The 26,436-nt window shown below is 65.9% G+C and carries 28 protein-coding genes; 13 read left to right on the top strand and 15 right to left on the bottom strand.

Annotated features, from left to right (window positions below; genetic code table 11):
* Positions 1-81: 81 nt before the first annotated feature.
* Positions 82-795, top strand: coding sequence for a DNA polymerase III subunit epsilon (gene dnaQ / locus L1787_RS11155; RefSeq protein WP_235708906.1), 714 nt, complete (start codon positions 82-84; stop codon positions 793-795).
* Positions 796-804: 9 nt separating this feature from the next.
* On the opposite strand, the gene L1787_RS11150 is transcribed toward dnaQ, so the two are convergent.
* The 7 genes from L1787_RS11150 to pyrF all read right to left on the bottom strand — a co-directional run bounded on the left by L1787_RS11150 (position 805) and on the right by pyrF (position 7,570).
* The gene (locus tag L1787_RS11150; RefSeq protein WP_235708905.1) at positions 805-1,767 is read right to left on the bottom strand and encodes a DMT family transporter; all 963 of its coding nucleotides are present in this window, start codon (positions 1,765-1,767) and stop codon (positions 805-807) included.
* A 317-nt stretch (positions 1,768-2,084) separates the two neighbouring features.
* Entirely contained in the window at positions 2,085-3,182 is a 1,098-nt protein-coding gene (leuB, locus tag L1787_RS11145; protein ID WP_235708903.1) for a 3-isopropylmalate dehydrogenase, read from the bottom strand.
* 101 nt (positions 3,183-3,283) lie between these two features.
* Complete coding sequence (locus L1787_RS11140; RefSeq protein ID WP_369415086.1) at positions 3,284-4,228, bottom strand: threonine/serine dehydratase; 945 nt, start codon at positions 4,226-4,228, stop codon at positions 3,284-3,286.
* A 37-nt stretch (positions 4,229-4,265) separates the two neighbouring features.
* Complete coding sequence (locus L1787_RS11135) at positions 4,266-5,021, bottom strand: sulfite exporter TauE/SafE family protein (protein WP_235708902.1); 756 nt, start codon at positions 5,019-5,021, stop codon at positions 4,266-4,268.
* Positions 5,018-6,067 carry an aldo/keto reductase gene (locus tag L1787_RS11130; RefSeq protein ID WP_235708900.1) on the bottom strand — a complete coding sequence of 350 codons (1,050 nt, stop codon included), beginning with the start codon at positions 6,065-6,067 and terminating at the stop codon, positions 5,018-5,020. The genes L1787_RS11135 and L1787_RS11130 overlap by 4 nt, the downstream gene beginning before the upstream one ends.
* Positions 6,068-6,170: 103 nt before the next feature.
* The gene (locus L1787_RS11125) at positions 6,171-6,803 is read right to left on the bottom strand and encodes an arylesterase (RefSeq protein ID WP_235708899.1); all 633 of its coding nucleotides are present in this window, start codon (positions 6,801-6,803) and stop codon (positions 6,171-6,173) included.
* A 65-nt stretch (positions 6,804-6,868) separates the two neighbouring features.
* Positions 6,869-7,570: an orotidine-5'-phosphate decarboxylase gene (pyrF, locus tag L1787_RS11120; protein ID WP_235708897.1), complete on the bottom strand. Its 702-nt coding sequence runs from the start codon at positions 7,568-7,570 to the stop codon at positions 6,869-6,871.
* Between the two features lie 83 nt (positions 7,571-7,653).
* Here pyrF and hisB point away from each other — a divergent pair, with 83 nt between their 5' ends.
* From hisB to coaA, 7 genes are read left to right on the top strand one after another with little or no spacing between them, the layout of a single operon-like run.
* Positions 7,654-8,256, top strand: coding sequence for an imidazoleglycerol-phosphate dehydratase HisB (gene hisB, locus L1787_RS11115; RefSeq protein WP_235708896.1), 603 nt, complete (start codon positions 7,654-7,656; stop codon positions 8,254-8,256).
* Between the two features lie 50 nt (positions 8,257-8,306).
* Complete coding sequence (locus L1787_RS11110) at positions 8,307-8,807, top strand: DUF2628 domain-containing protein (RefSeq protein WP_235708895.1); 501 nt, start codon at positions 8,307-8,309, stop codon at positions 8,805-8,807.
* Positions 8,804-9,454 (top strand): imidazole glycerol phosphate synthase subunit HisH, encoded by a 651-nt coding sequence (gene hisH / locus L1787_RS11105; RefSeq protein ID WP_235708894.1) that lies wholly within the window; start codon positions 8,804-8,806, stop codon positions 9,452-9,454. The genes L1787_RS11110 and hisH overlap by 4 nt, the downstream gene beginning before the upstream one ends.
* On the top strand, positions 9,451-10,185 hold the full coding sequence (gene hisA / locus L1787_RS11100; RefSeq protein WP_235708893.1) for a 1-(5-phosphoribosyl)-5-[(5-phosphoribosylamino)methylideneamino]imidazole-4-carboxamide isomerase: 735 nt from the start codon (positions 9,451-9,453) through the stop codon (positions 10,183-10,185). The genes hisH and hisA overlap by 4 nt, the downstream gene beginning before the upstream one ends.
* Positions 10,185-10,955: an imidazole glycerol phosphate synthase subunit HisF gene (gene hisF / locus L1787_RS11095; RefSeq protein ID WP_235708891.1), complete on the top strand. Its 771-nt coding sequence runs from the start codon at positions 10,185-10,187 to the stop codon at positions 10,953-10,955. Before hisA ends, hisF begins: the two co-directional genes overlap by 1 nt.
* Before the next feature lie 5 nt (positions 10,956-10,960).
* The gene (locus L1787_RS11090; protein ID WP_235708889.1) at positions 10,961-11,281 is read left to right on the top strand and encodes a phosphoribosyl-ATP diphosphatase; all 321 of its coding nucleotides are present in this window, start codon (positions 10,961-10,963) and stop codon (positions 11,279-11,281) included.
* A 29-nt stretch (positions 11,282-11,310) separates the two neighbouring features.
* Positions 11,311-12,285 carry a type I pantothenate kinase gene (gene coaA / locus L1787_RS11085; protein ID WP_235708888.1) on the top strand — a complete coding sequence of 325 codons (975 nt, stop codon included), beginning with the start codon at positions 11,311-11,313 and terminating at the stop codon, positions 12,283-12,285.
* Positions 12,286-12,294: 9 nt separating this feature from the next.
* Here coaA and murJ read toward each other — a convergent pair whose 3' ends face one another.
* From murJ to rph, 5 genes are all read right to left on the bottom strand, one after another.
* A complete protein-coding gene (gene murJ, locus L1787_RS11080) occupies positions 12,295-13,860 on the bottom strand; it encodes a murein biosynthesis integral membrane protein MurJ (RefSeq protein ID WP_235708887.1) in 1,566 nt (521 codons plus the stop codon).
* A 13-nt stretch (positions 13,861-13,873) separates the two neighbouring features.
* On the bottom strand, positions 13,874-16,627 hold the full coding sequence (locus L1787_RS11075; RefSeq protein WP_235708885.1) for a [protein-PII] uridylyltransferase: 2,754 nt from the start codon (positions 16,625-16,627) through the stop codon (positions 13,874-13,876).
* Positions 16,624-17,808, bottom strand: coding sequence for a radical SAM family heme chaperone HemW (hemW, locus tag L1787_RS11070; protein ID WP_235708883.1), 1,185 nt, complete (start codon positions 17,806-17,808; stop codon positions 16,624-16,626). The genes L1787_RS11075 and hemW overlap by 4 nt, the downstream gene beginning before the upstream one ends.
* A gap of 77 nt (positions 17,809-17,885) precedes the next feature.
* Positions 17,886-18,518, bottom strand: a complete 633-nt coding sequence (gene rdgB / locus L1787_RS11065) for an RdgB/HAM1 family non-canonical purine NTP pyrophosphatase (protein ID WP_235708881.1) — start codon at positions 18,516-18,518, stop codon at positions 17,886-17,888.
* On the bottom strand, positions 18,515-19,228 hold the full coding sequence (gene rph / locus L1787_RS11060) for a ribonuclease PH (protein WP_235708880.1): 714 nt from the start codon (positions 19,226-19,228) through the stop codon (positions 18,515-18,517). Before rph ends, rdgB begins: the two co-directional genes overlap by 4 nt.
* A gap of 98 nt (positions 19,229-19,326) precedes the next feature.
* Here rph and hrcA point away from each other — a divergent pair, with 98 nt between their 5' ends.
* From hrcA to L1787_RS11040, 4 genes are all read left to right on the top strand, one after another.
* A complete protein-coding gene (gene hrcA / locus L1787_RS11055) occupies positions 19,327-20,394 on the top strand; it encodes a heat-inducible transcriptional repressor HrcA (protein ID WP_235708879.1) in 1,068 nt (355 codons plus the stop codon).
* Positions 20,395-20,549: 155 nt separating this feature from the next.
* Positions 20,550-20,864: a hypothetical protein gene (locus tag L1787_RS11050; protein ID WP_235708878.1), complete on the top strand. Its 315-nt coding sequence runs from the start codon at positions 20,550-20,552 to the stop codon at positions 20,862-20,864.
* 277 nt (positions 20,865-21,141) lie between these two features.
* Positions 21,142-22,344, top strand: coding sequence for a pyridoxal phosphate-dependent aminotransferase (locus L1787_RS11045; protein WP_235708877.1), 1,203 nt, complete (start codon positions 21,142-21,144; stop codon positions 22,342-22,344).
* A gap of 34 nt (positions 22,345-22,378) precedes the next feature.
* Complete coding sequence (locus tag L1787_RS11040; RefSeq protein ID WP_235708876.1) at positions 22,379-22,885, top strand: DUF992 domain-containing protein; 507 nt, start codon at positions 22,379-22,381, stop codon at positions 22,883-22,885.
* A 75-nt stretch (positions 22,886-22,960) separates the two neighbouring features.
* On the opposite strand, the gene L1787_RS11035 is transcribed toward L1787_RS11040, so the two are convergent.
* From L1787_RS11035 to L1787_RS11025, 3 genes are all read right to left on the bottom strand, one after another.
* On the bottom strand, positions 22,961-23,779 hold the full coding sequence (locus L1787_RS11035) for a WecB/TagA/CpsF family glycosyltransferase (RefSeq protein ID WP_235708875.1): 819 nt from the start codon (positions 23,777-23,779) through the stop codon (positions 22,961-22,963).
* 123 nt (positions 23,780-23,902) lie between these two features.
* Positions 23,903-25,417: an ammonium transporter gene (locus L1787_RS11030; protein ID WP_235708874.1), complete on the bottom strand. Its 1,515-nt coding sequence runs from the start codon at positions 25,415-25,417 to the stop codon at positions 23,903-23,905.
* A gap of 28 nt (positions 25,418-25,445) precedes the next feature.
* Positions 25,446-25,784, bottom strand: a complete 339-nt coding sequence (locus L1787_RS11025; protein WP_235708873.1) for a P-II family nitrogen regulator — start codon at positions 25,782-25,784, stop codon at positions 25,446-25,448.
* A gap of 235 nt (positions 25,785-26,019) precedes the next feature.
* On the opposite strand from L1787_RS11025, the gene L1787_RS11020 reads away from it, so the two are divergent.
* A complete protein-coding gene (locus L1787_RS11020) occupies positions 26,020-26,433 on the top strand; it encodes an EVE domain-containing protein (RefSeq protein ID WP_235708872.1) in 414 nt (137 codons plus the stop codon).
* Positions 26,434-26,436: the final 3 nt, after the last annotated feature.

The following is a 26,436-nucleotide window of genomic DNA, read 5'->3' as shown; positions in this document are numbered from 1 at the left end:
AATCGTGCGCAGGGCGGTGCAATCCGCGCCGTGTTGTGCGATTCTGAGGATCCAGACGGGACGGCCAGCAAGGGGCGGGCTTTGCGCGAGATCATTCTCGATACGGAAACCACCGGTCTTGACCCGAAGACCGGCGATCGCGTCGTGGAAATCGGCGCGGTGGAGGTGCTCAACACCATTCCGACCGGCAACGCCTACCATGTCTACATCAACCCCGAGCGGGACATGCCGGAGGAGGCGTTTCGCGTCCACGGTCTCTCCGCCGAGTTCCTGTCCGACAAGCCGCTTTTTGCCGACATCGTCGACGAGTTTGCCGCCTTCATCGGGACGGACAAGGTCGTCGCGCACAACGCGTCATTCGATATCGCCTTCATCAATCACGAGCTGGGGCTCTGCGGGAAACCGCTGATCGAGCCGCATCAGGTGGTGGATACGCTGGCGATCGCGCGCCGCAAGCATTCCGGCCCCAATTCGCTCGATGCGCTCTGCTCGCGTTATGGGATCGACGCGTCACGCCGCACCAAGCACGGCGCCCTTCTCGACGCGGAGCTGCTCGCGGAAGTCTATCTCGAGCTGTGCGGTGGCCGTCAGGCGGCCTTCGTGCTCGCCGAGGACCTTGGCGGCACCGTCACCGTGGCGGCGGGAACCCCGCGTCATCCCCCTCGCCCGGCGCCGCTTCCGCCGCGCGTTACGGCGGCGGAGCGCGCGGCGCATGCCGCCTTCATCGCAACGTTCGATGCGCCGCTCTGGCACACCGTGGACGCTGATCGCGAGACGATGGTCGCCGCCGAATAAAGGCGGAACTCACGCGTCTTCCTTTTCACCCTTCGATGGTGCCTCGAGGCTGGCCCCTTCCACCGGCGCGAACGGCCGGTTGGTGCTCGTAAGGGTGACGCGGCGGCCGAGCACGGTCTCGCGCCACAGCGTATAAAGACCGGCAGCGGCGACGATCAGCGCACCGACGATGGTCAACAGATCCGGGATGTCGCCGAAGATGAGGTAGCCGAAGATGAAGGCCCACATCAGGACGGTGTAACGAAAGGGCGAGACCGAGGCGATGTCGCCCGTCCGCATCGCCACCACCATGCAGACATAGCCGACCATGATCGCGAAGGCCGAGCCGCTATAAAGACCCATCGTCTCGAGCGAGACCGCGCGCCATCCCTCCATGAAAGAGACCATCAGCGCGATGAGGCCGACACAGGCCGAGGTCAACAGGCTCGCATAGAGCGAAGGCGTGTCGCGGCTGAGCTGGCGGGTCGCGATATCGCGCAGGACCACGAAGCACACCGAGATGATCGGATAGATCACTGCCGAGCCGATGCCGCCTTCCGCGCCCGGTCGGATCATGATGATGACGCCGATAAAGCCGACGCCGATCGCCGACCAGCGCCGCCAGCCGACAGGCTCGCCCAGAAACAGCGCGGCGGCCATGGTCACGGCGAGCGGCGTCACCTGGACGACGGCCGTCGCGTCCGCCAGCGAGATCTTCGACAGGCCGATCATGAAGAAGACGGTGGCGCCGATTTCGCCCATGGTGCGGACCGCCAGCGCGATCTTGTCCTTGCGGCCGGGGCGAAAGCGGAATGCGTGGGTGTAGAACGCCAGCGGGAGCATGAAGAGCGACGCGAACAGGCTCCGAAAGAACACGCCTTGCGAGATCGGCATCGTCTCGAAGGTGACCTTGAGGAGAGCGTCGTTGAGCGCAAAACCGACCGTCGCCACCGCCATGAAGGCGGCCCCGCGGGAATTCTCGGATAGTGGCATCGGACCTTGGGCTTTTTATTATTCGTGGGGTGGTCACGAGGACGGCGCGACACGGGGAACCGGCCGCCCACCCGACCGCCGGAACGAGAAATCGAATGCCGCGCAGACGCGGGCATGGTGAGGACGACCAATCGGTACGCCCCGGACGGGTCCGCTATTGGCCGAGGATCGTCGAACGTTGATGCAAATCAGATCCGATCATGAATGAGGTTTGTCGCGCCGTCGAGGGCTGATCGGATCAACGCAGGGGTGCGTTTTTCATATGGAACACTCCCGGCGCCTTCGCGTGCGCCGGGAGTGGATATGCAACGCTAGGCTCAGAGCGCCTTTTCGAGCTTGCCGAGGATCGCGTCGGTCATCTCGTTGGTCGACACCGGGGTGACGCCATGGGCGATGTCGGCCGTGCGGAGGCCGTCGGCGAGGGCGGCGGCGATCGCGCCGTCGAGCGCCTTCGCTTCGTTGACCATGCCGAACGAGTATTGCAGCGCCATTCCGAACGAGGCGATCATCGCGATCGGGTTCGCGATGCCCTTGCCCGCGATGTCCGGCGCCGAGCCGTGGACCGGCTCATAGAGCGCGCGGCGACGGCCGGACCGCTCGTCGACCGCACCGAGCGAGGCCGAGGGGAGCATTCCGAGCGACCCGGTGAGCTGGGCCGCGATGTCGGACAGCATGTCGCCGAAGAGGTTGTCGCAGACGATCACGTCGAACTGCTTCGGATCGCGCACGAGCTGCATCGCCCCGGCATCGGCGAGCATGTGGCTCAGCGTGATGTCGGTGTTGCCGTCCTTGTGCGCGTCCTCGACGACTTCGCGCCACAGGACACCCGACTTCATCACGTTACGCTTTTCCATCGACGTGACGTGCTGGCGGCGCGTGCGGGCGAGCTCGAAGGCGGCGCGCGCGATGCGGTCGATCTCGTAGGTGTCGTAGATCTGGGTGTCGATCGCCCGCTTCTGGCCGTTGCCGAGATCCTCGATCGTCTTCGGCTCGCCGAAATAGACGCCGCCGGTCAGCTCGCGCAGAATGATGATGTCGAGCCCTTCGACGACCTCGCGCTTGAGGCTCGACGCGTCGGCGAGCGCCGGATAGCAGATCGCCGGGCGGATATTGGCGAACAGCTCGAAATGCTTGCGAAGCCGCAGAAGACCGGCCTCCGGGCGCATCTCGTAGGAGAGTTCGTCATATTGCGGGCCACCGACCGCGCCGAACAAGATCGCGTCGACCGCTTCGCCGATCGCGAGCGTCTCCTCCGAGACGGGCGCGCCCTCTTTGTCGACCGCGCTGCCGCCGACGAGGCCGTGCTGGAGCTCGAAACCGGCTCCGCGGCGGTTGAAGAAGTCGATCACCCGCTCGGTGGCGGCCATCACTTCGGGGCCGATTCCGTCACCGGGAAGTAGGAGCAGAGAGGGCATGTGGCGTTTCTTTCTAGATCGAGGCGTTTGACCCGTGGCGCTTGCGGGCGCTCGCAGCGCGCCGGCCTCCTAGCGACGCGCCAACGGGACGGTTGGATGGTTCAGGCGAGGAGTGCGCCGAGCTTAGAGGGATCGGTGTTGGCTCCGCAAACGAGGACGCCGACCCGCTCGCCCGGCGCTGCACGATAGGCCCCGCTTGCGAGCGCGGCGAAGGCCGTTGCGCCGGCCGGCTCGACGAGAAGGCGCGCGGTGTCCCAAAGGCTCTTCTGCGCATCCAGGATCGCCTGATCGGGAACAAGGACGACATCGGCGACATAACGCTTCGCGATGGCGAGATTGAGTTCGCCGGTGCGTTTCGCGCCGAGCGCGTCGGCGGCGATGCTGTCGATCTCGACATCGACCGGATGGCCTGCGTCGAGTGCGGCATGGAGCGCGCACGAGCCTTCCGGCTCGACGCCGACGACCTTGACCCGGTCCTCGAACCAGGCCGCCATCCCGCTGATCAGCCCACCGCCGCCGACGGCGACGAGGACGGTGTCGAGACCCTTGGAATCCGCCTCCCATTCGAGCGCGACGGTGCCTTGGCCGGCGATGGTGGCGGGCGCGTCATAGGCGTGGATGCTGATCGCCCCGCTGTCGGCCTGATAGGCCTCGCAGGCGGCGAGCGCCTCGGCATAGCGATCGCCGCCGATCCGCACGTCGCCCTCGGCGGCGCGAATCAGATCGATCTTCGAAGCGCTCGCGATCGTCGGCACGAAGATTGCCGCCTTGTGGCCGAGCCGGTTCGCGGCATAGGCGACGGCGGCACCATGATTGCCGCCCGACGCGGCGGCGACGCCGGCCGCCGGAACGTCCATGCTGAGCAACGAGTTGAACGCCCCGCGCGCCTTGAAGGTGCCCGTCACCTGCATGTGCTCGAGCTTTAGCTCGCACTTTGCCGGACCGTCGAGCCGGAGCAACGGCGTTCGGCGCACATGCGGCGTGACGCGGGCTGCGGCGGCGGCGATCTCTTCCGGGCCGATCATCGGCATGGTCTGGCGTGACACGGGCTCACCTTTTTTCGACATGGTCTCGATGCGGGGTTCAGATGAAGTCGCTCACCGCGCGCAGAATCAATTGCGCGCCGATGAGGGTGAGCACAATCTTGAGTGATAATTTGAGCGACGCTTCCGGCAAGCTCTTGAGTAAGCGGGCGCCGATGAAGGTGCCGACGAAGCCGGCCGCAATCATCGCCGCGATCAGCGGCACCCACGCGCCGAACGCGAACCCGAGCGTCGCGAAGGCCGAAACCTTCAGCGCGTGCTGGATCGTCATCCCCATCGAGGTCGTCGCGACGAGGCCGGCGTGGGACAGACCCGACTGCCGCATCAGCATCATGACGAAGGGGCCCGTCGCGCCGACGAACATCGTGAGGATCGTCGCGAACAGCCCGCCGGCGGCGAGGATGCCGCGCTCGCCGCGACCGAGCGGCGGCAGCTTCAGCCACGTCGTCGCCGTCACGAAGACGCCGATGATGAGGAGGAGGAGGTTCTCCGGGAGATCCGTCACCAGGAGGCCGCCGATCACCGCTCCGAGCACGCACCCGATGGTGAACGGCACGATCAGCCGAAACGCGACATCCTTGGCGAGCAAGGTGACGCGGCCGAGATTGGAGCCGAGCTGCACGACGCCGTGGATCGGAACCAGCGCCTCGATCGGCACGACGAAGGTCATGGCCGCGAGGAGAAGGACGCCGCCGCCGATGCCGACCGATGCCGACAGCGCGCTCGTGAACACGCTGAGCAGGACGAGCGCCGCGGCGCCCGTCGGATCGATGCCGGCCGGCAGCAGTGCGCTCATGGGCAGACGTTCGCGTGGGCGCGGTGGATCGTGTCGATCGCGTCGAGAACGTCGTCCGAGAGGGTGAGGTCGGCCGCGTCGAGCACCGTCTTCAACTGATCCATCTTGCTCGCGCCGATGATGACGCTCGTCATGAAGGGGCGGCTCGCAGCGAACGCGATCGCCATCTGCGCCGGATCGAGGCCGGCCTCCTTGGCAAGCGCGACATAGAGGCCGAACGCCTCTTCCGCCCCCGGCCCTTCATAACGCTGCATCCGGTTATAGAGCGCCTTGCGCGAGCCGTCCGGCAGCGCGCCGCCCAGATATTTGCCGGAGAGGCAGCCCTGCGCCAAGGCCGAATAGGCGAGCAGGCCGACATCCTCGCGCATCGCGGCTTCGGCGAGGTTCGTCTCGAAGGTGCGGTTGACGAGGCTGTAGGCGTTCTGGATCGAGGCGACGCGGGGCAGCGGATCGGAGGCGCCGAGCCATTTCATCAGGCCCCAGGTCGATTCGTTCGACAGGCCGAGATGAAGCACCTTGCCGGCCTTCACGAGGCGGCCGAACGCTTCGAGGCTCTCCTCGATCGGCGTTTCGTCGGCCGGCCGGTCGGGCACGTTGAAGACGGTCGGGTTCGAGCCGAATTGCGGGACCGGGCGATCCGGCCAGTGCACCTGATAAAGGTCGATATGGTCGGTCTGGAGGCGGCGCAGGCTGCCTTCGACCGCCTCCTCGATATCGCGGGCGGTGAGGCGCGGCTCGCGACCATCCGCGCGCAGCCACGACATATGCGACCGGCCGACGACCTTCGTCGCGACGATGATCTTCTCGCGTGCGCCCGGCCGCGCCGCGAGCCAGTTGCCCATGATCGTCTCGCAGCGGTTCGCCGTCTCCGCCTTGGGCGGGGTCGGATACATCTCCGCGTTGTCGAAGAGGTTGACGCCGCGTTCGAGCGCATAATCCATCTGCGCGAAGGCTTCGTCTTCGGTGTTCTGATCGCCCCACGTCATGGTGCCGAGGGAAAGCGCGCTGACGGACAGGTCGGTCCGTCCGAGTTTACGGTAGTCCATTGGACGAGAGGTCCCAAATTACAGGAAGACGCCGGACGGAACCGCCGGGCGAAGGATCTCTCAAGTCTCTACAGCTTGTAACGATGTCGGGAAAGAGGCCGGATCAGCCGGCGTCTTGCACCCGCGCAATCAATTCGCGCACCTTCGGTAGAATCCGCTCGACGATGACGCCGACGCCTTCTTCCGTCGGATGCATCCCGTCGGCGAGGTTGAGCGCGGGATCGGCGGCGACCCCGTCGAGAAAGAACGGATAGAACACGACGTCCCGCGCGGCGAGCTCGTCATAGATGCCGGCGAAGGCGTTGCCGTAGTCCTCGCCCATGTTCGGCGGGGCGAGCATACCGGCCAGAAGCACCGGCAACCCGCGCGCGTCCAGCCGGTCGAGGATGGCGGTGAGATTGGCGCGCGTATCGCTCGGATCGATGCCGCGCAGCGCGTCGTTGGCGCCGAGCTCCACGATCACCGCGTCGGCCTCCTCGCCGACCGACCAGTCGAGCCGGGACAGGCCGCCGGAGGTGGTATCGCCCGAAACGCCGGCATCGAGAACACTGACGTCGAGCCCCTCGTCCGCGAGCGCTCGCTCGAGCTGCGCTGGAAAACCCGCGCCAGGCGGTAGCTGATAGCCCGCGGTGAGGCTGTCGCCGAGCGCGACGATGGTGATCGGCTCGGCCCGTGCCGCGCCGCTCGTCATGGTGAGGGCACAGACGAGAGCGAGAGGGCGGAGAATACGGAACATGGTCGCCTCATCGTTCGGACATGCTCCGAAAGTTAGGTGACGGCGCGCGCCGCGCCATCCTCCATTCAGTCGCGGGCCGCGAGCCCCTCGGCGATCGCCGCAGTGTAGCGGAGCGCGGCCTCGCGCGGATCGGCGGCGGCGTTGATCGGCCGGCCGACGACGATGGCGTCGGCACCGGCGCGGATCGCGTCCTGCGGCGTTGCGATCCGTTTCTGGTCGCCGGCAGCGTCGTCGGGAAGGCGAACGCCTGGCGTGATCACCACGAGGCCCGAGCGGTGTGCGGCGGCGGCCTCCGTGGGCGCGCAGACGATGCAGTCCGCGCCCAGCGACGCCGCCTGCGCGATGCGCTTCTCGACGAGTGCGGATGCGGTATCGGCGTACCCGGTCTCGCGAAGATCCTCGTCGTCCATCGAGGTGAGCACGGTCACCGCGACAATCGAGAGGCCCTGCGGCCGCGCGCTCACCGCCGCGCGGATCGCCTGCGGATAGGCGTGGACCGTCAGATAGCGCGCGCCGATGCCGCCGGCCGAACGGACCGCGCTCGCCACGGTGTTCGCGATGTCGAGGAGCTTCATGTCGAGGAAGACGGCGTGCCCGGCGTCGGCGAGCTCTTTGGCGAAATTTAGGCCGCCGGCCATGGCGAATTCGAGCCCGACCTTGTAGACGCCGACGGTGCCCTCGGTCGCCTCGACGAGCCGCTCCGCTGCGGCCCGATCCGCCGTGTCGAGCGCGACGATCAGCCGGCTCTGTGGTGTAGAGAACGTCATTTGTCTATCTCCGCCGGTAAACCGCGCAAGTTCTCCTCGATCAGGTGATTTCGCCTGACCACAAAGCACGCTAGAAGGCTCCGATGACACAGACGCCTCCCTCCCGCAAAGCCGACATTTCTCGGCGCACCCAGGAAACCGCCATTTCGGTGTCGGTCGACCTCGATGGGGGCGGTGCGCGCACGATCAAGACGGGGATCGGCTTCTTCGATCATATGCTCGATCAGCTCGCCCGCCATTCCGGCATTTCGATGACCATCGAGGCCGAGGGCGATCTCCATATCGACGATCACCACACCGTGGAGGATGTCGGCATCGCGCTCGGCGAGGCGATTCTCGCGGCCGTGGGCGACAAGCGTGGCATCACCCGCTATGCGGATTGCCTCTTGCCGATGGACGAGACGCTGACCCGCGTCGCGCTCGACCTGTCGGGCCGGCCGTTCATCGTGTTCCGGACGGCCTTCCATACCGACAAGATCGGCACCTTCGACACCCAGCTCGTGCGCGAATTCTTCACCGCTCTGGCGATGAATTCCCGCATGACGCTCCATATCGAGACTCTTTACGGCGACAACGATCACCATATTGCGGAAAGTTGCTTCAAGGGCGTCGCACGCGCGCTCGGTGAAGCGGTCCGCATCACGGCGCCGGGCGGCGCCATTCCGTCGACCAAGGGCACACTCTAGGCGTTGATTGCCATCGTCGGGCGCAGGGCGCCGAAACGCGGGGGTCTTCCATGGCCATCTGGACCGTCTTTGAACACGAGAAGTTCGATCCGGCCGAGCGCGCCGAAAAGGCGCTCTTCGTGCGCGACGGGTTCGCCTGGCTCGCGATGATCTTCCCGCTGTTGTGGCTCCTCGCCAACCGGATGTGGCTGCTCTTCGTGGTCATCGCGATTCTCGGCGGTGGAATCATCGGCCTCGTCTCGCAGACTTTGGGCGAGGATGTCGCGATTATCGTCTCGATCGGCCTTGCGGTCTGGTTCGGGTTCGAGGCGCGCGCCTTGAAGCGCTGGGCGCTGAAGCGGCGCGGCTGGGAGATGACCGGCGTCGTCGAAGGCCGCCGCTACCGCAATGCGGAACGGCGTTATTACACCGCGCGGCTCGATCCCTCCTTCGTGCCGCCGGGCGAGCGACACGTCACCACGGCTTCGCAACCGGAGCCGTGGTCGTCGTCCGCCCCATCGACATTGTCTTCGCCGGGTGTGCTCGGCGTCTTTCCCGAGGGTACACGGTGAGCGTTGTCATCATCGATTATGGGTCCGGCAACCTGCGGTCCGCCGAAAAGGCGTTCATGCGGGCCGCCGCCGAACATGGCTTGAAGGACGCGATCGTCGTCTCGTCGGATCCCCAGCGCGTGGCGCGGGCCGACCGGATCGTGCTGCCCGGCGTCGGCGCCTTCGCCGATTGCATGGCGGGTCTCTCCTCCACGGTCGGAATGGTCGAGGCGTTGAACGAAGCGGTGCTGAACCGCGGCGCGCCGCTTCTCGGCGTCTGTGTCGGCATGCAGCTCTTCGCGACGCGCGGGCTGGAATACAAGACCGCCGACGGGCTCGACCTCATCCACGGCGAGGTTCGCGCCCTCGAGCCGAACGATCCGTCGCTCAAGATCCCGCATATGGGCTGGAACGTCCTCGACGAGGTGCGCGCGCACCCGGTCTTGAAAGACATCCCGCTCGGCCCGGACGGGCTGCACGCCTATTTCGTCCATTCCTACGCCATCCGTCCGGAGCGACCGGAGGACGTTATCGCCACCGCCGATCACGGTGAGACGTTCGCGGCCATCGTCGGTCGCGACAACATCATCGGCACCCAGTTTCACCCCGAGAAGAGCCAGGCTCTCGGCCTCGCGCTCATCGGCAACTTCTTGCAGTGGACACCATGATTCTCTTTCCGGCCATCGACCTGAAAGACGGCACCTGCGTCCGTCTCGAACAGGGCGAGATGGATCGCGCGACGGTCTTTTCCACGGACCCCGGCGAGCTCGCGGCGCATTTCGCGCGGGTCGGCTTCACGCATCTCCATGTCGTCGACCTCAACGGTGCGTTCGCAGGAGAGAGCCGCAATGCCGAGGCGGTGGACGCGATTCTCGCCTCGACCGAATGCCCGGTGCAGCTCGGCGGCGGCATTCGCTCCATGGAGGCGATCGAGCTCTGGCTGGAGCGCGGCGTCTCCCGCGTCATTCTCGGCACGGCGGCGGCGCGTGATCCGGCGCTGGTGCGCGAGGCGTGCCGCGCCTTCCCGCACAAGATCGTCGTCGGGATCGACGCGCGCGACGGCAAGGTCGCCGTGTCCGGCTGGGCCGATTCGACGGAGCTGTCCGCCCACGATCTCGCCCTCGCCTACGAGGATGCCGGGGTCGCGGCGATCGTGCACACCGATATCGGCCGCGATGGGATGCTGACCGGCCTCAATCTCGAGGAAACGCTCGACATCGCCCGCGCGGTGACGACGCCGGTGATCGCGTCGGGCGGCTTCTCCGGCATGAACGACGTCGCCCGCCTCGCCGCCTCCGACGCCTCGATCCTTCAGGGCGCGATCATCGGCAGGGCGCTCTATGACGGCCGCGTCGATGCGGCGAAGGCGCTCGACACGCTGTCGGCCGGGGCGAACTGATGCTGAAGAAACGCATCATTCCTTGCCTCGACGTCGCCGAAGGCCGCGTCGTCAAAGGCGTGAAGTTCGAGAATCTCGTCGACGCGGGCGATCCCGTCGAGGCCGCGAAGGCCTATGACGCGGCCGGAGCCGACGAGCTGACCTTTCTCGACATCACCGCGAGCCACGAGGAGCGCTCGATCCTCTTCGATGTGGTGCGGCGGACGGCGGAGCAGTGCTTCATGCCGCTCACTGTGGGTGGCGGCATCCGCACCGTGTCCGATATCCGCTCGCTCCTCCTCGCCGGGGCGGACAAGGTGTCGATCAACACCGCCGCGGTCCGGGATCCGGATTTCGTGCGCCGGGCGGCGGAGAAATTCGGCGCGCAGTGCATCGTGGTCGCGATCGACGCCAAGAAGGTCGGCGACCATTGGGAGATCTTCACCCATGGCGGGCGCAAGGCCACCGGCGTCGATGCGGTGGATTTCGCCAAGCGCGTCACGGCACTCGGCGCGGGAGAAATTCTCCTCACCTCGATGGATTCGGACGGGACCAAAGCCGGTTTCGATATCGGCCTCACGCGCGCCGTTTCGGACGCGGTGACGATCCCGGTGATCGCTTCGGGCGGCGCCGGCACGCTCGACCATCTCGTCGATGCGGTCAGCGAAGGTCACGCCGAAGCGGTGCTCGCCGCATCGATCTTCCACTTCGGGACGTTCACCGTTCGGGAGGCGAAGGAGCACATGGCCGCGGCCGGCATCCCGATGCGTCTCGATTATGACAATGGCTGACCACGATGGCTGACTTTTCCGTCCATGCGCTCGAAGCGATCGTGCGGGACCGCCTCGCCGACCCCGACGCCGCGTCCTACACCCGTAAGCTCGCCGCGAAGGGTGTCGACAAGTGCGCCGAGAAATTCGGCGAGGAATCGGTCGAGGCGATCATCGCGGCCGTGCGCGGCAATCCCGACGAACTCACCGCCGAGGCAGCCGACGTCGTTTATCATCTCACGGTGCTCCTCGCCGTGTCCGGCGTCTCTTGGGACGACGTGATCGCGGAACTGGATCGGCGCACCGCGCGCTCTGGCCTAGAGGAAAAGGCCAGCCGCTTGTCGTGAGGAGTAACCCTCTGCAAGAACATGTGCCCATGCATGCGTTGACCGATACGCTAAACCGCCCCTCGCGTGACGAACTCGCGCCGTACCACGTCTTCGACGAGGCGGAGTGGTCGCGCCTGCGCGCCGATCAGCCGATGACCCTGGATCAGGACGAGATCTTCGCCCTCCAGGGCTTCAACGACTATATCGACCCCGGCCAGGTGGAGACGATCTACCTGCCGCTGTCGCGTCTCCTCTCGCTTTATGTCGAGGCGACGGGCGCGCTGCACAACGCGACCTACAAGTTCCTCGGCCGGGACGGGCCGCAGACGCCCTATATCATCGGGATCGCCGGTTCCGTCGCCGTCGGGAAGACGACGACCGCCCGCCTCCTCCAGGCGCTGATCGCCCGCTGGCCGACGCGGCCCAAGGTGGACCTCATCACCACGGACGGCTTTCTCTACCCGAACGCCAAACTCCTCGAAGAGGGGATGATGGAGCGCAAGGGTTTCCCGGAGAGCTACGACGTCGCCGCGCTGATCGCCTTCCTCGCCGACATCAAGGCCGGCGTGCGCCGTGTCGAGGCGCCGGTCTACTCGCACCTCACCTATGACCGGGTGCCGGGCAAGACGATCGTCGTCGATCAGCCGGACATCTTGATCGTCGAGGGCCTCAACGTCCTCCAGACACAGCGGCTTTCGGGCGAGCGGCCCCGCGTTCCGTTCGTCTCGGACTTCTTCGATTTCTCGATCTATATCGACGCCGACGAGGAATCGCTGGAGCACTGGTATCTGACGCGCTTCTTCCGCCTCAAGGAGAGCCGCTTCACCGACCCGCGCTCCTACTTCCACAAATACGCCCACATCTCCGACGAGGAGGCGCGGACGTTTGCGCGGGGCCTGTGGACGCGCATCAACCTCAAGAATCTGCGTGAGAATGTCGGCCCGACGAAGCTGCGGGCCGATCTGATCCTGCATAAGAGCGAGGATCATCGCATCTCCCAGGTGGCGCTGCGGCGGGTTTGAACCCCGTCGTCAGCGTCGCCTGAGGGCGCGCATCACGTCACGAACGCCGATTGCGCCCGACATCTCGCACACCAGCGCGAAGATCAGCGCCGAGCCGCCGACGAGGATCGCAAGTGCCGCCACCGCTTGGAGCAGCCCCGCGCTGAAGAACCACCCGTCGAGACCGCGCGCGATGAGGACCGCGCCGATCATCAGGGCGAGCGAGGCGGCGAGGAAGCCGAGCGCCCGCGACCACAATAACGGGTCCGGCTTGAAATCCCCGCGCCGCAGAAGGCCGACAAAGAGAAGGATCGCGTTGACCCAGCCCGCGATGCTGGTCGCCGCCGCGATTCCGACATGCGGCAGCCCTTGCGGCGCGAGAAGCCGCGCGAGCACGATGCTGCCGCCGACATTCACGAGCATCGAGATGCCGGCATAGAGCATCGGAGTCGCGGTATCCTCACGGGCGAAATAGGCCGGCGAGAAGACCTTGATGAGGACGAAGGCCGGGAGGCCGAACCCGTAGGCGGCGACGGCGGCGGCGGTCAGCGCGGCGTCCTCGCGGTCGAACGCGCCGCGCTCGAACAGGGTGACGACGATTTCGAGCGGCACGACGATCAACGCCGCGGCGGCCGGAAGGGTCAGCATCAGCGCGAACTCGAACGCCCGGTTCTGCGTCCACAACGCGCCGCCCACGTCACCATTGCGCAACCGGCGGGAAAGATCGGGCAGGAGCGCGACGCCGAGCGCGATGCCGACGATGCCGAGCGGGAGCTGATAGAGCCGGTCGGCATAATAAAGGTGGGAGACGGCGGCCGGCCAGAACGAGGCGATGATCGTCCCGACGACGATGTTGATCTGCGTGATACCGCCCGCGGCGACCCCCGGCAGGCCGAGGATCAGGAGCCGTTTCAGCCGCGGCGATGGGCGCGGCCGGGGCAGCCTCAGCCGCACCCCGATCCGGCGGACGGCGACGGCGAGGAGCACGACCTGCGCGAGGCCCGCCGCGAAGACGCCCCAGGCGAGCACATAGCCGGCGTTCTCTTGGTCCATCCCCGCAAACGCGGCGAAGCCGAGAGCGCTGATCATCACGATATTGAGGAGCACCGGCGCGAAGGCGGCGGCGGCGAACCTGTCGAGCGTGTTCAGGATGCCGGACAGGAAGGCGACCAGCGACATCGCCATGAGATAGGGAAAACAGATCCGCGTGAAGAGCACCGCGAGATCGACCTTCGAATCGGCCGCGAAGCCCGGTGCGAGGACGAAGATGAAAAACGGTGTGAAGAGCTCCGCGATCGTCGTCAGCACCAGGAGGACGATGAGGAGCCAGGACAGCACCGAGGAGGCGAAGGTCTCCGCGCCCGTCTCGCCCTCCTCCGCCCTCACCCGCGCGAACAGCGGCACGAAGGCGGAATTGAACGCCCCTTCGGCGAACAGGCGGCGGAACAGGTTGGGCAGCTTGAACGCGACGAAGAAGGCGTCCGCGACCGGCCCCGCGCCGAGCAGCGCCGCGACGAGGATGTCGCGCGCGAAGCCGAGGACGCGCGAGGCCGCCGTGAAGGCTCCGACCGTCGCGAAATTGCGAAGAAGCTGCATCGGCGTCCTTTATCTAGGCCGCGGTGCGCGAGGCGGAGCGCGCCTCGGCCGAGCGGTCGTAGGCGTCGACGAGCCGTTCGATGATCTTGGCCTCCAAGGCGGCGTCGAGGATCTGCGTTCCGTCCGGCCCGGTGACGTAGAAGACGTCGACCACGCGTTCGCCGAAGGTCGCGATCTGCGCCGAGCGCACATTGAGATCGAGCTGGAGGATCGCCTCCGCGAGATCCCGGAACAGGCCGGGCCGGTCGAGGCCGGAGACCTCGATCGCGGTATAGCCGTCCGACCAGTCGTTGGCGACGAGGACGTCGGTCGGATGGTGGAAGGCCTTTTGTTTGATGGCACGCGGGCGGGCGTCGACCGGTTTCGGCACCGGCGCGCGGTCGGCGAGGGCGTCCCGCACGGTCTGGGCGATGCGGTGGACGCGCTCCTCTTCGTCGCGGGGGTCGTCGGACAGCGGCGTCAGGGCGAAAATGTCGAGCGCGAGATCATCGGTGGTGGTGAACACGTCGGCTGACACGACGTTGGCTTGCGCCGAGGCGCAAGCGCCGGCGACCACGGCGAGGAGCCGCGGCGCGTCGGGCGCGATCAGCGTCATCTCGGTGACGGCGCGGTCGGCCAGCATTCGGAAGCCGACGATGATGTCCTGCGGGTCGCCGCTCGCCATGAGCTGGCCGTGATAGATGGTGTCCTCGACCGGGGTGCGGATCCAGTAGGCGCGCGAATGCTGTTCGATGATCGCCTCGCGCTGGGCGGGGGTGAGCATCGTCGCTTGCGCCATGAATGCCGATTTCGCCGCCTCGACCTGGGCCGAGCGCGGCCGGCGGGTGTGGCGGGAGGCGATGATCGCCTCGGTCTCGTCGAACAGGGTGGCGAGTAGCTGGCTTTTCCAGCCGTTCCAGACATTGGGGCCGACGGCGGCAATGTCCGCCTCGGTCAGGATCTCGAGGAGTTTGAGCCGCTCGAAGCTCTGCACCTTGTTGGCGAAGTCGTCGATCGTCTTCGGATCGGAAAGATCGCGCGACTGGGCGACGATCGACATCGTGAGGTGCTCCTCGACGAGCCAGGCGACGAGCTCCGTCTCGGCCGCGGTCAGCCCGAGGCGGGGGCACAGGCGCCGGGCGATGCGGGCGCCCTCGACCGAATGGTCCTTCGGCCGTCCCTTCGCGATGTCGTGGAGAAACACGGCGACGTAGAGCGCGCGCCGATTGTGGACCGTCTTGATGAGGTTGCTCGCGAGCGGATGGTCGGCCTCGGCCCGGCCGTGCTCGATGTCGGCGAGGATGCCGACGGTGCGGATCAGATGCTCGTCCACCGTGTAGGAGTGGTACATGTTGAACTGCATCATCGCGACGACCTTGCCGAAATCCGGCACGAACGCGCCGAGGACGCCGGTCTCGTTCATCATCCGCAGAAGCGTTTCCGGGTCGCGGCTCTCGGTCAGAATGTGCAGAAAGATCCGGTTCGCCTCGGGATCGGCGCGCACCGTCGGATCGATCGCCCGCAGGGAGCGGCGCAGCTCGTGGAGCGTGTCGGGATGCGGCCGGATATCGTACTGATCCGCGAGGTCGAAGACGCGCAGCATGTTCACCGGATCGTCGCGGAAGGCGGATTTCTTGGTGAGCGCGATGCGGTTGAGTTCGGAGTGGAAGTCGGGCGTCAGCGTCTTGCGGCTCTGTCCGGTGATCGACCGCATCATGCGCGACAGGCCCTCGGCCTGCATGACGTGCTGCGCCTCGAGCGCGGCGCACAAGATCAGCGTCAGATCCCCGACGTCCTTGGCGACGAGGAAATAGTGCTTCATGAAGCGCTCGACGTCAGAGAGGCCGGGCCGCTTGGCGTAGCCGAGCCGTTGCGCGATCTCGCGCTGTAGCTCGAAGGTGAGCCGCTCCTCCGCCCGCCCGGTGAGGAAATGCAGGTGGCAGCGGACCGACCAGAGGAACTCGTCGCATCGCTCGAACAGGCGGTATTCGTCGGCGGAGAAGACGCCCTTGTCGACAAGCTCCGCCTCGGTGCGGACGCGATAGAAATATTTCGCGATCCAGAACAGCGTGTTGAGGTCCCGAAGACCCCCCTTCCCTTCCTTGACGTTCGGCTCGACGAGATAGCGGGTTCGGCCCTGCCTGCGGTGGCGCTCGTCGCGTTCGGCGAGCTTGGCGGCGATGAACTTCTTGCCGGTCCCGCGCACCACCGCCTGATCGAAGCGTTGGGCGAGGCTTTCGGTCAGTTCCTCGTCACCGTCGATGTGACGGCATTCGAGGAGCGCGGTGCGGATCGTCATGTCCGTCCGCGCGAGCTTGATGCACTCGTCGATCGAGCGGGCCGCATGGCCGACCTTCAGGCCGAGATCCCACATCATGTAGAGGACCGTTTCGACCATCGATTCGGTCCACGGTGTCGGCCGGTAGGGGTAGAGGAAGAGGAGATCGATATCCGAGCCGGGCGCGAGGAGGCCGCGCCCATAGCCGCCGGTCGCCACCACGGCGAGACGTTCCGCGACGGACGGATTGGCGGTCGGGTAGAGGTGTTCGGCGGCAAAACGGAAGAGGGCGCGGATGATGGTGTCCTGACCATCGGCGAGCGCCTTGGCGGCGACGATGCCCGATTTCGTCTCGTCGAGCGAGTGGGAGCAGACGGCGAGCGCGTCGGTTCGTGCCCGCTTTAGCCGGCTAAGTACCTCCGGCCTGGCCTTGCCCCAGTTTGAGCTGTTGTCGGCGAAGATCTCCTCGAGCTCGCCAAGGAGGGTCGCGGTATCGATGGCGGCGCTCATGGGGTCAACTCTCGTACGATTGCGTTGGTGAGGAGACGTGCGCTCTCCGCGATGCGGATCCGCCGGCCGTTGCGCTGCACGAGACCGGCGCCGGCGAGATCGTCGATCGCGGTGGGGTCGAGAGGGTGGCCGCTGCGCTGCGCATAGGCGTCGAGGTCGAGGCCTTCGCTGAGGCGAAGCGCCATCAGGAGGTATTCGTCCGCGATCATCGCCTGGGCCAGAGGTTCGCGTTCGGCGGCGCCGTGCCCGTCGCGCTCGACGGCATCGAGCCAGTCCTCGGGGCGTTTCAGGGTGGCCGTCGCGGTGCGGATTCCATCGACGGCCACACGGCCATGCGCGCCGGGCCCGATGCCGAGATAACGGCCGCCGCGCCAATAGACGAGATTATGCTTAGCCGTCTCACCATCGCGTGCGTGATTGGAGACCTCATAGCGCTCGAATCCCGCCTGCCGGGTCAGCTCGCCGGTCAGCTCGTAGAGGTCGGCGGCCAGATCGTCGTTCGGGATGACGAGCTTGCCGGCGTTCGCGAGATCCCAATATCGCGTCTCCGGCTCGATCGTCAGCTGGTAGAGCGAGAGGTGATTGCCGCAAAGGGACAGCATCTCGCTCAACTCGGCGGCCCACGCCTCGGTGGTCTGCCCCGGTCGGGCGTAGATGAGATCGGCTGAGACGCGCGGAAAGATGCGCTGCGCAAGGGCGAGCGCGGCGCGCGCGGTCGCGACATCGTGGCGGCGGCCGAGGGTTACGAGCTCGGCATCGTTCAGCGACTGGACACCCAGCGAGACGCGATTGACGCCGGCCGCGCGGTAGCCCTCGAACCGGGCCTGCTCGACCGATGAAGGATTGGCCTCGAGGCTGATTTCGGCCTCGCTCGGCAGGCCGAGCGTGTCGTCGATCGCTTCGAGGATGGCGCCGACGGTGGACGGCTCCATCAGCGAGGGCGTTCCGCCGCCGAAAAAGACGCTCACCGGGCGGCGATCGGCGGTCCAGCTCGCCATGGTGGCGAGTTCGCGGCGCATCGCGGCGGCGTAGCGCGTCTGATCAATCGGGGTGTGGCGGACGTGGGAGTTGAAGTCGCAATAAGGGCATTTGGATTGACAGAAGGGCCAGTGCACGTAGACGCCGAAGCCGCCGTCGACGCCGGCCTCCACCTCCACCCTCTCGTCAATCGCCATAAGCATGGCCCCTCCTTACGCATGACCGGGCGGGAAACCGATCCTCACACGCGGATCTTGTGCGAACTTCCCTTTTGATGCCGCTATTTTCCGTCGAGCGCAGCCTTGAACAATGCGACGGCGCGCGCCCTGTGCGAAAGCGGCCGATCGCCACCGTGTTTATCCTCGGCGCTCATTTCGCCGAATGTGCGGCCATCCCCTTCACGAGGTATGAATATGGGGTCGTAACCGAAACCTTCAGTGCCGCGCGGCGCATCGGTGATGTGCCCCTCGCAGAGACCTTCGAAGAAAACGGTCTCGCGGTCCGGCCGGGCGAGCGCGAGAACGGCGACGAAAGCCGCGGCCCGCTCCGCATCGCTGGTCGCGCCCTTCTCGGCGAGGAGGTCGAGCACCTTCGTCATCGCGACGCCGAAATCGCGCGGCTCACCGGCCCACCGCGCCGAATAGACGCCCGGATCGCCGCCGAGCGCCTCGACGGTGACGCCCGAATCGTCGGCGAGGGCGACGAGGCCCGTCGCCTTCATCGCCGCCTCCGCCTTGAGCGCGGCATTGCCGGAGAAGGTAGTCTCGGTTTCCTCCGGCTCGGGCAGGCCGCAATCGGCGGCGCTGAGGACGGTGATCCCCAGCGGGCCGAGAAGCTCGCGAAATTCGCGGAGCTTGCCGGCATTGTGGGTCGCGAGGACGAGCCGGTCGCCGAGATCGAGCGCGTTCTTCATGCGACCGTCATCTTTTGTAGATCGACGAGGCGCGAAATCCCGGCCGAGGCGAGGTCGAGGAGGGCGGTGAGCTCGTCACGGGTGAACGGCACGCCCTCGGCGGTGCCCTGCACTTCGACGATCGTTCCGGCGCCGGTCATCACGAAGTTCGCGTCCGTGTGCGCGGCGGAATCCTCCTGATAGTCGAGGTCGAGCACCGGCTTGCCATCGACGATCCCGCACGAGATCGCGGCGACATGGTCAGTCAGCGGGTTGCTCATGATCATGCCGGCATTCTGCATGAAGGACACGCAGTCCGACAGGGCGACCCATGCGCCCGTGATCGCCGCAGTCCGTGTTCCGCCGTCGGCCTGGATGACGTCGCAGTCGACGCTGATCTGGCGCTCGCCGAGCGCCTCGCGATCGACGACGGCGCGCAAGGAGCGTCCGATCAGCCGCTGGATCTCTTGGGTCCGGCCCGACTGCTTGCCGGCCGAGGCCTCGCGTCGCATCCGCTCTTTCGTCGCGCGCGGAAGCATCCCATATTCGGCCGTGACCCACCCCGCGCCGCCGCCGCGAAGCCAAGGCGGCACCCGCTCTTCGAGCGAGGCGGTGCAAAGGACGTGGGTGTTGCCGAACTTCACGAGGCAGGAACCCTCGGCATATTTGGAAATGCCGCGCTCCAGGCTGACGGCCCGCATTTCGTCGCCCGATCGGCCGTCGTGTCGCATAATGGTTTCTCCTCCCGTTCGGGAAAGACCGTTGGCATATTAATGGCTAGGACGATAGGCCCACGGGGACCCACCTTTGAGGAGGTTAAGGGACGACTATGCAGCTGGTGGACGCCACGGTGGATGTCTTCGATCTCGACGAGCGGTCACAGGACATCTTCCGCCAGATCGTTGACGCCTATCTCGCGACGGGCGAGCCGATCGGTTCGCGCTCGATTTCCCGCGCGTTGCCGAACAAGTTGTCCCCGGCTTCGGTCCGCAACGTCATGGCCGATCTCGAACATCTCGGCCTCATCTATGCGCCCCACACCTCGGCCGGACGGCTGCCGACCGACCGGGGATTGCGATTCTTCGTGGACGCGCTCCTCAATGTCGGCGAGCTCACCGCGGACGAGCGGGTGGATATCGAGGCCCAGGTCGCCGGCGGCGGGACGGATGCGGTCGATGCGGCGCTCAACAAGGCGTCGATGATGCTGTCGGGCCTGTCGAGCGGGGCGGGCGTCGTCCTCACCAACACCGCCGATCTGCGGCTCAAGCACATCGAGTTCGTCTCGCTCGATCCGGGCAAGGCCCTGGTCGTGCTCGTCGGCGAGGACGGGTCCGTCGAGAATCGGCTCGTCGATCTGCCGCGGGGCTTGCCCCAATCGGCGCTGCAGGAAGCCTCGAATTATCTGAACGCCCACATTCGCGGCCGGACGGTGAGCGAGGCGCGCGCGATCATCGAGGATCTCGCCGCGGACGCGCGGGTCGCGCTCGACTTGCTGACCCAGAAGCTGATCACCGAGGGGATCGCGAGCTGGAGCGAGGCCACCACCAAAGGGCCGGGCACGCTGATCGTGCACGGGCGCGGCAACCTCCTCCAGAATCTGGCAGTGCGCGACGATGTCGAGCGAGTGCGCCAACTTCTCGACGATCTCGAGGCGAAGCGCGACCTGATGCAGCTTCTGTCGCTGACCGAGGAAGGGGAGGGCGTGCGGATCTTCATCGGATCCGAGAACAAGCTCTTCTCCCTGTCCGGCTCATCGCTGATCATCTCGCCCTATCGGGACAATCAGCAGCGCACGGTCGGTGTGCTCGGCATCATCGGTCCGACGCGGCTCAACTACGCGAAGATCATTCCGGCGGTGGATTATACGGCGAAGGTCGTGAGCAAGCTCATCAAGTGAAGCAACCCACGGGCAGGGTTGCGAGTTTATTCGCAAAACGGGTCGGATTGGGATAGGGTAATGCGTCCCTTTCCGGCCCTCGCTGTGCGGGACGTGTACGCAGTGCGGGCGAGGCGCTGCCGACTGAGGCGGATGGACCGCCGGGAGACGAGAGAATGAAGTACGCAATGGCGCTGGCCCTTTTCGTTGGATCGATCGGGACCGCCGCGGCCCAGGATATTCCGAGCATCACGGTGCGTCCGTATGCCGATGGCGGCGCCGGCCAGGGCTATGTCGGGCCCTATGGCCGCAACCTTCCGGGTGTTGCGATGCTGTCCGGCCGCGCGGCGAGCTTCACGAACCTCGCCGCGTTCGGTGGCGTGCCCGTCCCGAGCCGGCAGAAGATCGAGAACGAGGCGAGCTATAATCCGTCACGGCTGCCGATCCTCGACGGCTATCAAGGCACGCTGAGCGACGGCTTCCCCTTCTAGGTCGGATCGGGGGGCTGAATGGCCCGAAACCCGACGCCTCACCGGGCGAATGCGGATTTCCTGCACGGCGGACGAAGCGCCCATTCGTCCGCCGAACGATTTTGATCGCCGAGTGCCTTGCAGGGCGATCGAGATGCACCGATAAGGGCAGCGAACCCAGAAGCGAAAGCGCCGTTTCGGAGGTCCGACCCGGCGCGCTTCGTCGCGCTAGGGCATCCCCTGTCCCGGACATGGATCAGGTGCCCTAGTCTCGCTCTAGCCCCGAACGGACCAAGCCATGGCCTTCCTGTCCGACACGTTGTCGCGCGTTAAACCCTCTGCCACTATCGCCGTCACCACCAAAGCGGCGGAACTGAAGCGCGCCGGCCGCGACGTGATCGGCCTCGGCGCCGGTGAGCCCGACTTCGACACGCCCGAGCACGTCAAGGAAGCCGGCATCCGCGCCATCCGCGAAGGGAAGACGAAGTACACCCCGGTCGACGGTATTCCCGAGCTCAAGGAAGCGATCTGCACGAAGTTCAAGAACGAGAACAACCTCGTCTATACGCCGGCGGAAATCTCGGTCGGAACCGGCGGCAAGCAGGTCCTCTATAACGCGCTCATGGCGACGCTGAATCCCGGTGACGAGGTGGTGATCCCCGCCCCCTATTGGGTCAGCTATCCCGACATGGTGCTTCTCGCCGGCGGCACCCCCGTCCCGGTCGAGGCAAAGCTCGAGAACAACTTCAAGGTCACCGGCGAGGCGCTCGACGCCGTCATCACGCCGAAGACCAAGTGGGTGATCCTCAACTCGCCGTCCAACCCGTCCGGCGCGGCCTATACGCACGCCGAACTGAAGGCGCTCACCGACGTGATCGTGAAGCACCCCAATGTCTGGGTGATGACCGACGACATGTACGAGCACCTCGTCTACGACGAATTCACCTTCCACACGGTGGCCGAGGTCGAGCCGGCGTTGAAGGAGCGGACGCTTACCGTAAACGGTGTCTCCAAGGCCTACGCGATGACCGGCTGGCGCATCGGCTATGCGGGCGGGCCGACGCCTTTGATCAAGGCAATGGCGAAGATCCAGTCGCAATCGACGTCCAACCCGTCGTCGATCTCGCAATGGGCGGCGATCGAGGCGCTTCTCGGCCCGCAGGATCAGATCGCCTCGAACAACACGATCTTCCGCGAGCGGCGGGATCTCGTGGTTTCGATGCTCAATCAGTCGTACGGCATCAAGTGTCCGACGCCCGAAGGGGCCTTCTACGTCTATCCGAGCTGCCAGGGCGTGATCGGAAGAAAGGCACCGTCAGGCAAAGTGATCGAGACAGATGAAGACTTTGTGACGGAACTTTTGGAAACAGAAGGCGTTGCCGTTGTCCAAGGGTCGGCGTTCGGATTGGCACCTCATTTCCGGATTTCGTACGCAACGGCGACGTCTGCTTTGGACGAAGCGTGTCAGCGTATTCAACGATTCTGCGGAAATCTGTCGTGATGGTCACGACGGGAAGCTGAAGGGACGGATCTCGATGTTACGCTTGTTCTCGGCGGCGCTCGTCGCACTGAGCGCAATTTGGGTCGCGGCGCCGACGCCGGCGAAGGCCGATTTCGGCATTCGTGTCGGTCTCCTCACCTGCCACGTCGACGGCGGCTTCGGGCTGATCCTCGGCTCGCGAAAGACCCTGCAATGCCAGTATGACGGCGTTGGCGGTACGAAGGAAATCTACGAAGGGTCGATCACCAAGCTCGGCGTCGACCTTGGCGAGACGGGTGGTAGCGCGATCGCTTGGGCGGTCTTCGCGCCGACGACGCAGCTCTCTCCCGGCGCGCTCGAAGGGCATTATTATGGTGTGACCGCGGAAGTCACGCCGGGCGTGGGTGTCGGCGCGAACGTGCTGATCGGCGGTTTCGATCGCTCGATCAACCTGCAGCCGGTTTCCCTCCAGGGGCAGGTCGGCGCCAACATCGCCGCCGGTATCGCGGGTATGCGCCTGCGCAATGCGGTGCCCCAGCCGCCGATCGTCGTGAAGCCCTGATCCGGGCCATTCGACGGTCGAGCATCCGACGTCTGAAAGCCGCTGCCGGGCCTCCGGCGGCGGCTTTTTTCGTGGCTAACCTTTGCGGGCCGCATCCCAGGTCGCGCGGTCGCGCCGGTGCATCCGATAGAGCGAGGGGAGGGCGACGATGATGCGGAGATATCGTTTGCCGAGCCGCTTCGGCTCCGAAAGGGCGCGGTAGAGCCACTCGAGTCCGGTGCGCTGCATCCATGCCGGCGCCCGTCGCACATCGTCCGACAGGAAGTCCAGCGCCGCGCCGGTCCCGAGAAAGACGCCATGGTCGAGCACCTTGACCATGCGGCTCGCCCAGATCTCCTGCTTGGGTGCACCGAGCGCCACGACGATGATGTCCGGCCGCACCGCGCGGAACATCTCGACGAGCTCGGCATGGAGCGCCTCGTCCGTCTCGAAGCCGAAGGGCGGGGCGTAAAGGCCTGCGATCCGCAGGTCAGGATTGCGCGCCGTGAGATGGGTCTCCGCGCGCCGGAGCCGGTCCATGGTGGAACCGAAAAAGTAAACGGTCCGGCCCGCCTTGGCGGCCGCCTCCATCAGCGGCTCGATGAGGTCTGAGCCGGTGACACGCTCCTCGAGCGGATCGCCCTCGAGTTTGGCGAGCCAGACGAAGGGCATCCCGTCGGCGGTCACGAGGTCCGCCTCGCGATAGGCGGTCTGGAACGCCGGGTTGGTCCGCAACTTCATGACATGGTCGAGATTGGCGGTGATGACCGTCCGCGGCGGCGGCGAGCCGGCCCATGCGATGATGCGATCGACCACCTCGGTCAGGGTGAGTTTCATCACGCTGATGCCGAAAAGGCGGGTTTCATCCATCGGAGGCGTGGGCTGCGGGGCGGTGGTCGGTGGTGCTTGGGTCATCGGTCTCCGCGGCGCGGGCGCCTTTGAGGGTCGAGGCAAGCATGGCATGGCCCCCGATACGAAAAAAGGCCCGGGCGAACCCGGGCCTTTCCTGCGCATGAGGTTCGGAAGAGCGTGTCGCCGCTAGGCTCGGCTCGCTCCGAATTCGGGATAGGCGTGCACACCGACCTCCGTCGTATCGAGACCGATCGCCTCTTCTTCCGGCGTTGCGCGCAGACCCGTGACGGCGGCGAGGATCAGCCAGACGATGAGGCTCGCGAAGAACACGGCCGCACCGATCGAAACCACACCGATGAACTGGACGTAATAGGTCGCGTCCCCGTTCGAGAGCGGAACGATCATCGTGCCCCAGATCCCGCAGACCAGGTGAACCGGGATCGCGCCGACGACGTCGTCGATCCGGATCTTGTCGAGCAGCGGAACGAAGACCACGACGAACACGCCACCGATACCGCCGATCAGAGCCGCCTGGGCCATGGTCGGGGTGAGCGGCTCGGCCGTGATGGACACCAGACCGGCGAGCGCGCCGTTGAGCGCCATCGTGACGTCGACCTTGCGATAGAAGAGCTGGGTCAGGACCACGCAGACGATCACGCCAGCCGCCGCGGCGGTGTTGGTGTTGACGAAGATCTTCGCGACCGACGACGCATCGGCGATCGTGCCGAGGGCGAGCTGGGAGGCGCCGTTGAAGCCGAACCAGCCGAGCCAGAGGATGAACGTGCCGAGCGTCGCGAGCGGGATCGAGGAACCCGGCATCGGGTGGATCACGCCGTTTTCGCCGAACTTGCCGTGACGCGCACCGACGACGATCGCACCGGCGAGAGCCGCCCAGCCGCCGACCGAGTGGACGAGGGTCGAACCGGCGAAGTCGGAGAAGCCCATCTGGTCGAGCCAGCCGCCGCCCCATTCCCAGGAGCCGGTGATCGGGTAGATGATGCCGGTCAGAACGACCGTGAAGATGAGGAACGGCCACAGGCGCATGCGCTCGGCGATCGTACCGGAGACGATCGACGCGGTAGTGGCGCAGAACACCATCTGGAAGAACCAGTCGGACGCCGCGGCATAGTCACCCGAATCGGCCGAGGGCTCGGGGATCATCTTCATGGACCAGGTGCCCATGTAGCCCGACAGCTCGGCGATATTGTCGGCGACGTTCACATTCTCGTACATGAGATTGTAGCCGAGCAGCCAGAACATGATGCCCGCGATCGAATAGAGCGCGATGTTCTTCAAACATTGCATCGCCGCGTTCTTCGAGCGCACCAGGCCCGCCTCGAGCATGGCGAAACCGGCGGCCATGAACATCACGAGGAAGCCGCCGATCAGGAACAGCAGCGTGTTGAAAACGAATGAGGTGGACGCCGTCGCTTCGTCGAGCGCAGCCGCGGTTGCCGACGGGGCCGCCGGCTCTTCCGCTGCGGGCGCTTCCGCCGCGGGGGCTTCGGCCGCCGGTGCCTCGGTCGCCGGAGCTTCGGCTTCAGGGGCAGTCGTTTCGGCGGCCGGAGGCGACTCCGGGGCGGTGACGGCGGGGGATTCAGGCGCGGTCGTCGTCGTATCCGTCTGCGCCCAAACCGTTGTCGCCGTGAGCGCAAGCGCGAAGCCCGCTCCGGCGATCTTCCAAAGGATTTGTTTCTTCATGAGGCTGTCCGCGAGAGAGGAGGAAAAGTCAAAGGGCTTCGGCATCTACCTCGCCGGTGCGCACGCGCACGGCGGTGTCGAGCGTGTAAACGAAGATTTTTCCGTCACCGATCTGGCCGGTTTTCGCGCTTTGCTGGATCGCATCGATCACACGCGGAACCGATTCGGTGGTCACGGCCACTTCAATCTTCAGCTTTGGCAGGAAGCTCACCGCATATTCGGTGCCGCGGTAAACCTCGGTATGGCCCTTTTGGCGGCCATAGCCCTTGACTTCGGTCACCGTCAGTCCCGCAACGCCAATGGCCGAGAGTGCGTCACGCACTTCGTCCAGCTTGAAGGGCTTGATGATCGCCATCACAATTTTCATGCGCATTCCCTATGTCTCCCCGGCGGGCTCGGGGCGCCCGACGGCGGTCAACACACGCGCTTTACAAGACGTGTGCCAACCGTGAGCGCCGCGATTGCACGTCCCATGTACACGGCATCTGTCTAAAGAAAAAGCAGTTGCCTCGAATTGAGGCACGGTGATCCGCGTTTCATGCAATCCCTCTTCCGCCGGTCGCGCCGAACGGGTAGAGCGAGCAGCGAATGGCGAGGGCATGATGGCGTATTGGCTTTTCAAATCGGAACCCAACACCTGGAGCTGGGACGATCAGGTCGCGGCCGGCGCGGGCGGAACCGAATGGGATGGCGTGCGGAATTACATGGCGCGCAATCAGATGCGCGAGATGAAGCGCGGCGATCGCGGCTTCTTCTATCATTCGGTCAACGCCAAGGAGATCGTCGGGATCGTCAAGGTGATCGAGACCGTGCACCCCGACTCCACCGACGGCACGGGGACGTGGGAGTGCGTCGATATCGCGGCAATCGAGCCGCTGAAGCGCCCCGTCACGCTCGCCGAGGTCAAGGCCCATCCGGATCTCGCGGAAATGGCTCTCGTGAAGAATATGCGCCTGTCCGTCCAACCCGTCACTGAGGCGGAATGGAAGACAGTGCTCGCGCTTTCCAAAAGCTGAGCC

Origin of the sequence: Acuticoccus kalidii, from assembly GCF_021556395.1 — a bacterium.
GTDB classification, from domain to species: domain Bacteria; phylum Pseudomonadota; class Alphaproteobacteria; order Rhizobiales; family Amorphaceae; genus Acuticoccus; species Acuticoccus kalidii.
This window is presented reverse-complemented; position numbering and strand designations above follow the sequence as displayed.

Bases quoted from the DNA above. Each gene is read 5' to 3' on its own strand.
- L1787_RS11150 (WP_235708905.1), bottom strand. From the start codon at position 1,767: ATGCCACTATCCGAGAATTCCCGCGGGGCCGCCTTCATGGCGGTGGCG.
- leuB (WP_235708903.1), bottom strand. From the start codon at position 3,182: ATGCCCTCTCTGCTCCTACTTCCCGGTGACGGAATCGGCCCCGAAGTG.
- L1787_RS11135 (WP_235708902.1), bottom strand. From the start codon at position 5,021: ATGAGCGCACTGCTGCCGGCCGGCATCGATCCGACGGGCGCCGCGGCG.
- L1787_RS11130 (WP_235708900.1), bottom strand. From the start codon at position 6,067: ATGGACTACCGTAAACTCGGACGGACCGACCTGTCCGTCAGCGCGCTT.
- L1787_RS11125 (WP_235708899.1), bottom strand. From the start codon at position 6,803: ATGTTCCGTATTCTCCGCCCTCTCGCTCTCGTCTGTGCCCTCACCATG.
- pyrF (WP_235708897.1), bottom strand. From the start codon at position 7,570: ATGACGTTCTCTACACCACAGAGCCGGCTGATCGTCGCGCTCGACACG.
- hisB (WP_235708896.1), top strand. From the start codon at position 7,654: ATGACACAGACGCCTCCCTCCCGCAAAGCCGACATTTCTCGGCGCACC.
- L1787_RS11110 (WP_235708895.1), top strand. From the start codon at position 8,307: ATGGCCATCTGGACCGTCTTTGAACACGAGAAGTTCGATCCGGCCGAG.
- hisA (WP_235708893.1), top strand. From the start codon at position 9,451: ATGATTCTCTTTCCGGCCATCGACCTGAAAGACGGCACCTGCGTCCGT.
- hisF (WP_235708891.1), top strand. From the start codon at position 10,185: ATGCTGAAGAAACGCATCATTCCTTGCCTCGACGTCGCCGAAGGCCGC.
- L1787_RS11090 (WP_235708889.1), top strand. From the start codon at position 10,961: ATGGCTGACTTTTCCGTCCATGCGCTCGAAGCGATCGTGCGGGACCGC.
- coaA (WP_235708888.1), top strand. From the start codon at position 11,311: ATGCATGCGTTGACCGATACGCTAAACCGCCCCTCGCGTGACGAACTC.
- murJ (WP_235708887.1), bottom strand. From the start codon at position 13,860: ATGCAGCTTCTTCGCAATTTCGCGACGGTCGGAGCCTTCACGGCGGCC.
- L1787_RS11075 (WP_235708885.1), bottom strand. From the start codon at position 16,627: ATGAGCGCCGCCATCGATACCGCGACCCTCCTTGGCGAGCTCGAGGAG.
- hemW (WP_235708883.1), bottom strand. From the start codon at position 17,808: ATGCTTATGGCGATTGACGAGAGGGTGGAGGTGGAGGCCGGCGTCGAC.
- rdgB (WP_235708881.1), bottom strand. From the start codon at position 18,518: ATGAAGAACGCGCTCGATCTCGGCGACCGGCTCGTCCTCGCGACCCAC.
- rph (WP_235708880.1), bottom strand. From the start codon at position 19,228: ATGCGACACGACGGCCGATCGGGCGACGAAATGCGGGCCGTCAGCCTG.
- hrcA (WP_235708879.1), top strand. From the start codon at position 19,327: ATGCAGCTGGTGGACGCCACGGTGGATGTCTTCGATCTCGACGAGCGG.
- L1787_RS11050 (WP_235708878.1), top strand. From the start codon at position 20,550: ATGAAGTACGCAATGGCGCTGGCCCTTTTCGTTGGATCGATCGGGACC.
- L1787_RS11045 (WP_235708877.1), top strand. From the start codon at position 21,142: ATGGCCTTCCTGTCCGACACGTTGTCGCGCGTTAAACCCTCTGCCACT.
- L1787_RS11040 (WP_235708876.1), top strand. From the start codon at position 22,379: ATGTTACGCTTGTTCTCGGCGGCGCTCGTCGCACTGAGCGCAATTTGG.
- L1787_RS11035 (WP_235708875.1), bottom strand. From the start codon at position 23,779: ATGACCCAAGCACCACCGACCACCGCCCCGCAGCCCACGCCTCCGATG.
- L1787_RS11030 (WP_235708874.1), bottom strand. From the start codon at position 25,417: ATGAAGAAACAAATCCTTTGGAAGATCGCCGGAGCGGGCTTCGCGCTT.
- L1787_RS11025 (WP_235708873.1), bottom strand. From the start codon at position 25,784: ATGAAAATTGTGATGGCGATCATCAAGCCCTTCAAGCTGGACGAAGTG.
- L1787_RS11020 (WP_235708872.1), top strand. From the start codon at position 26,020: ATGGCGTATTGGCTTTTCAAATCGGAACCCAACACCTGGAGCTGGGAC.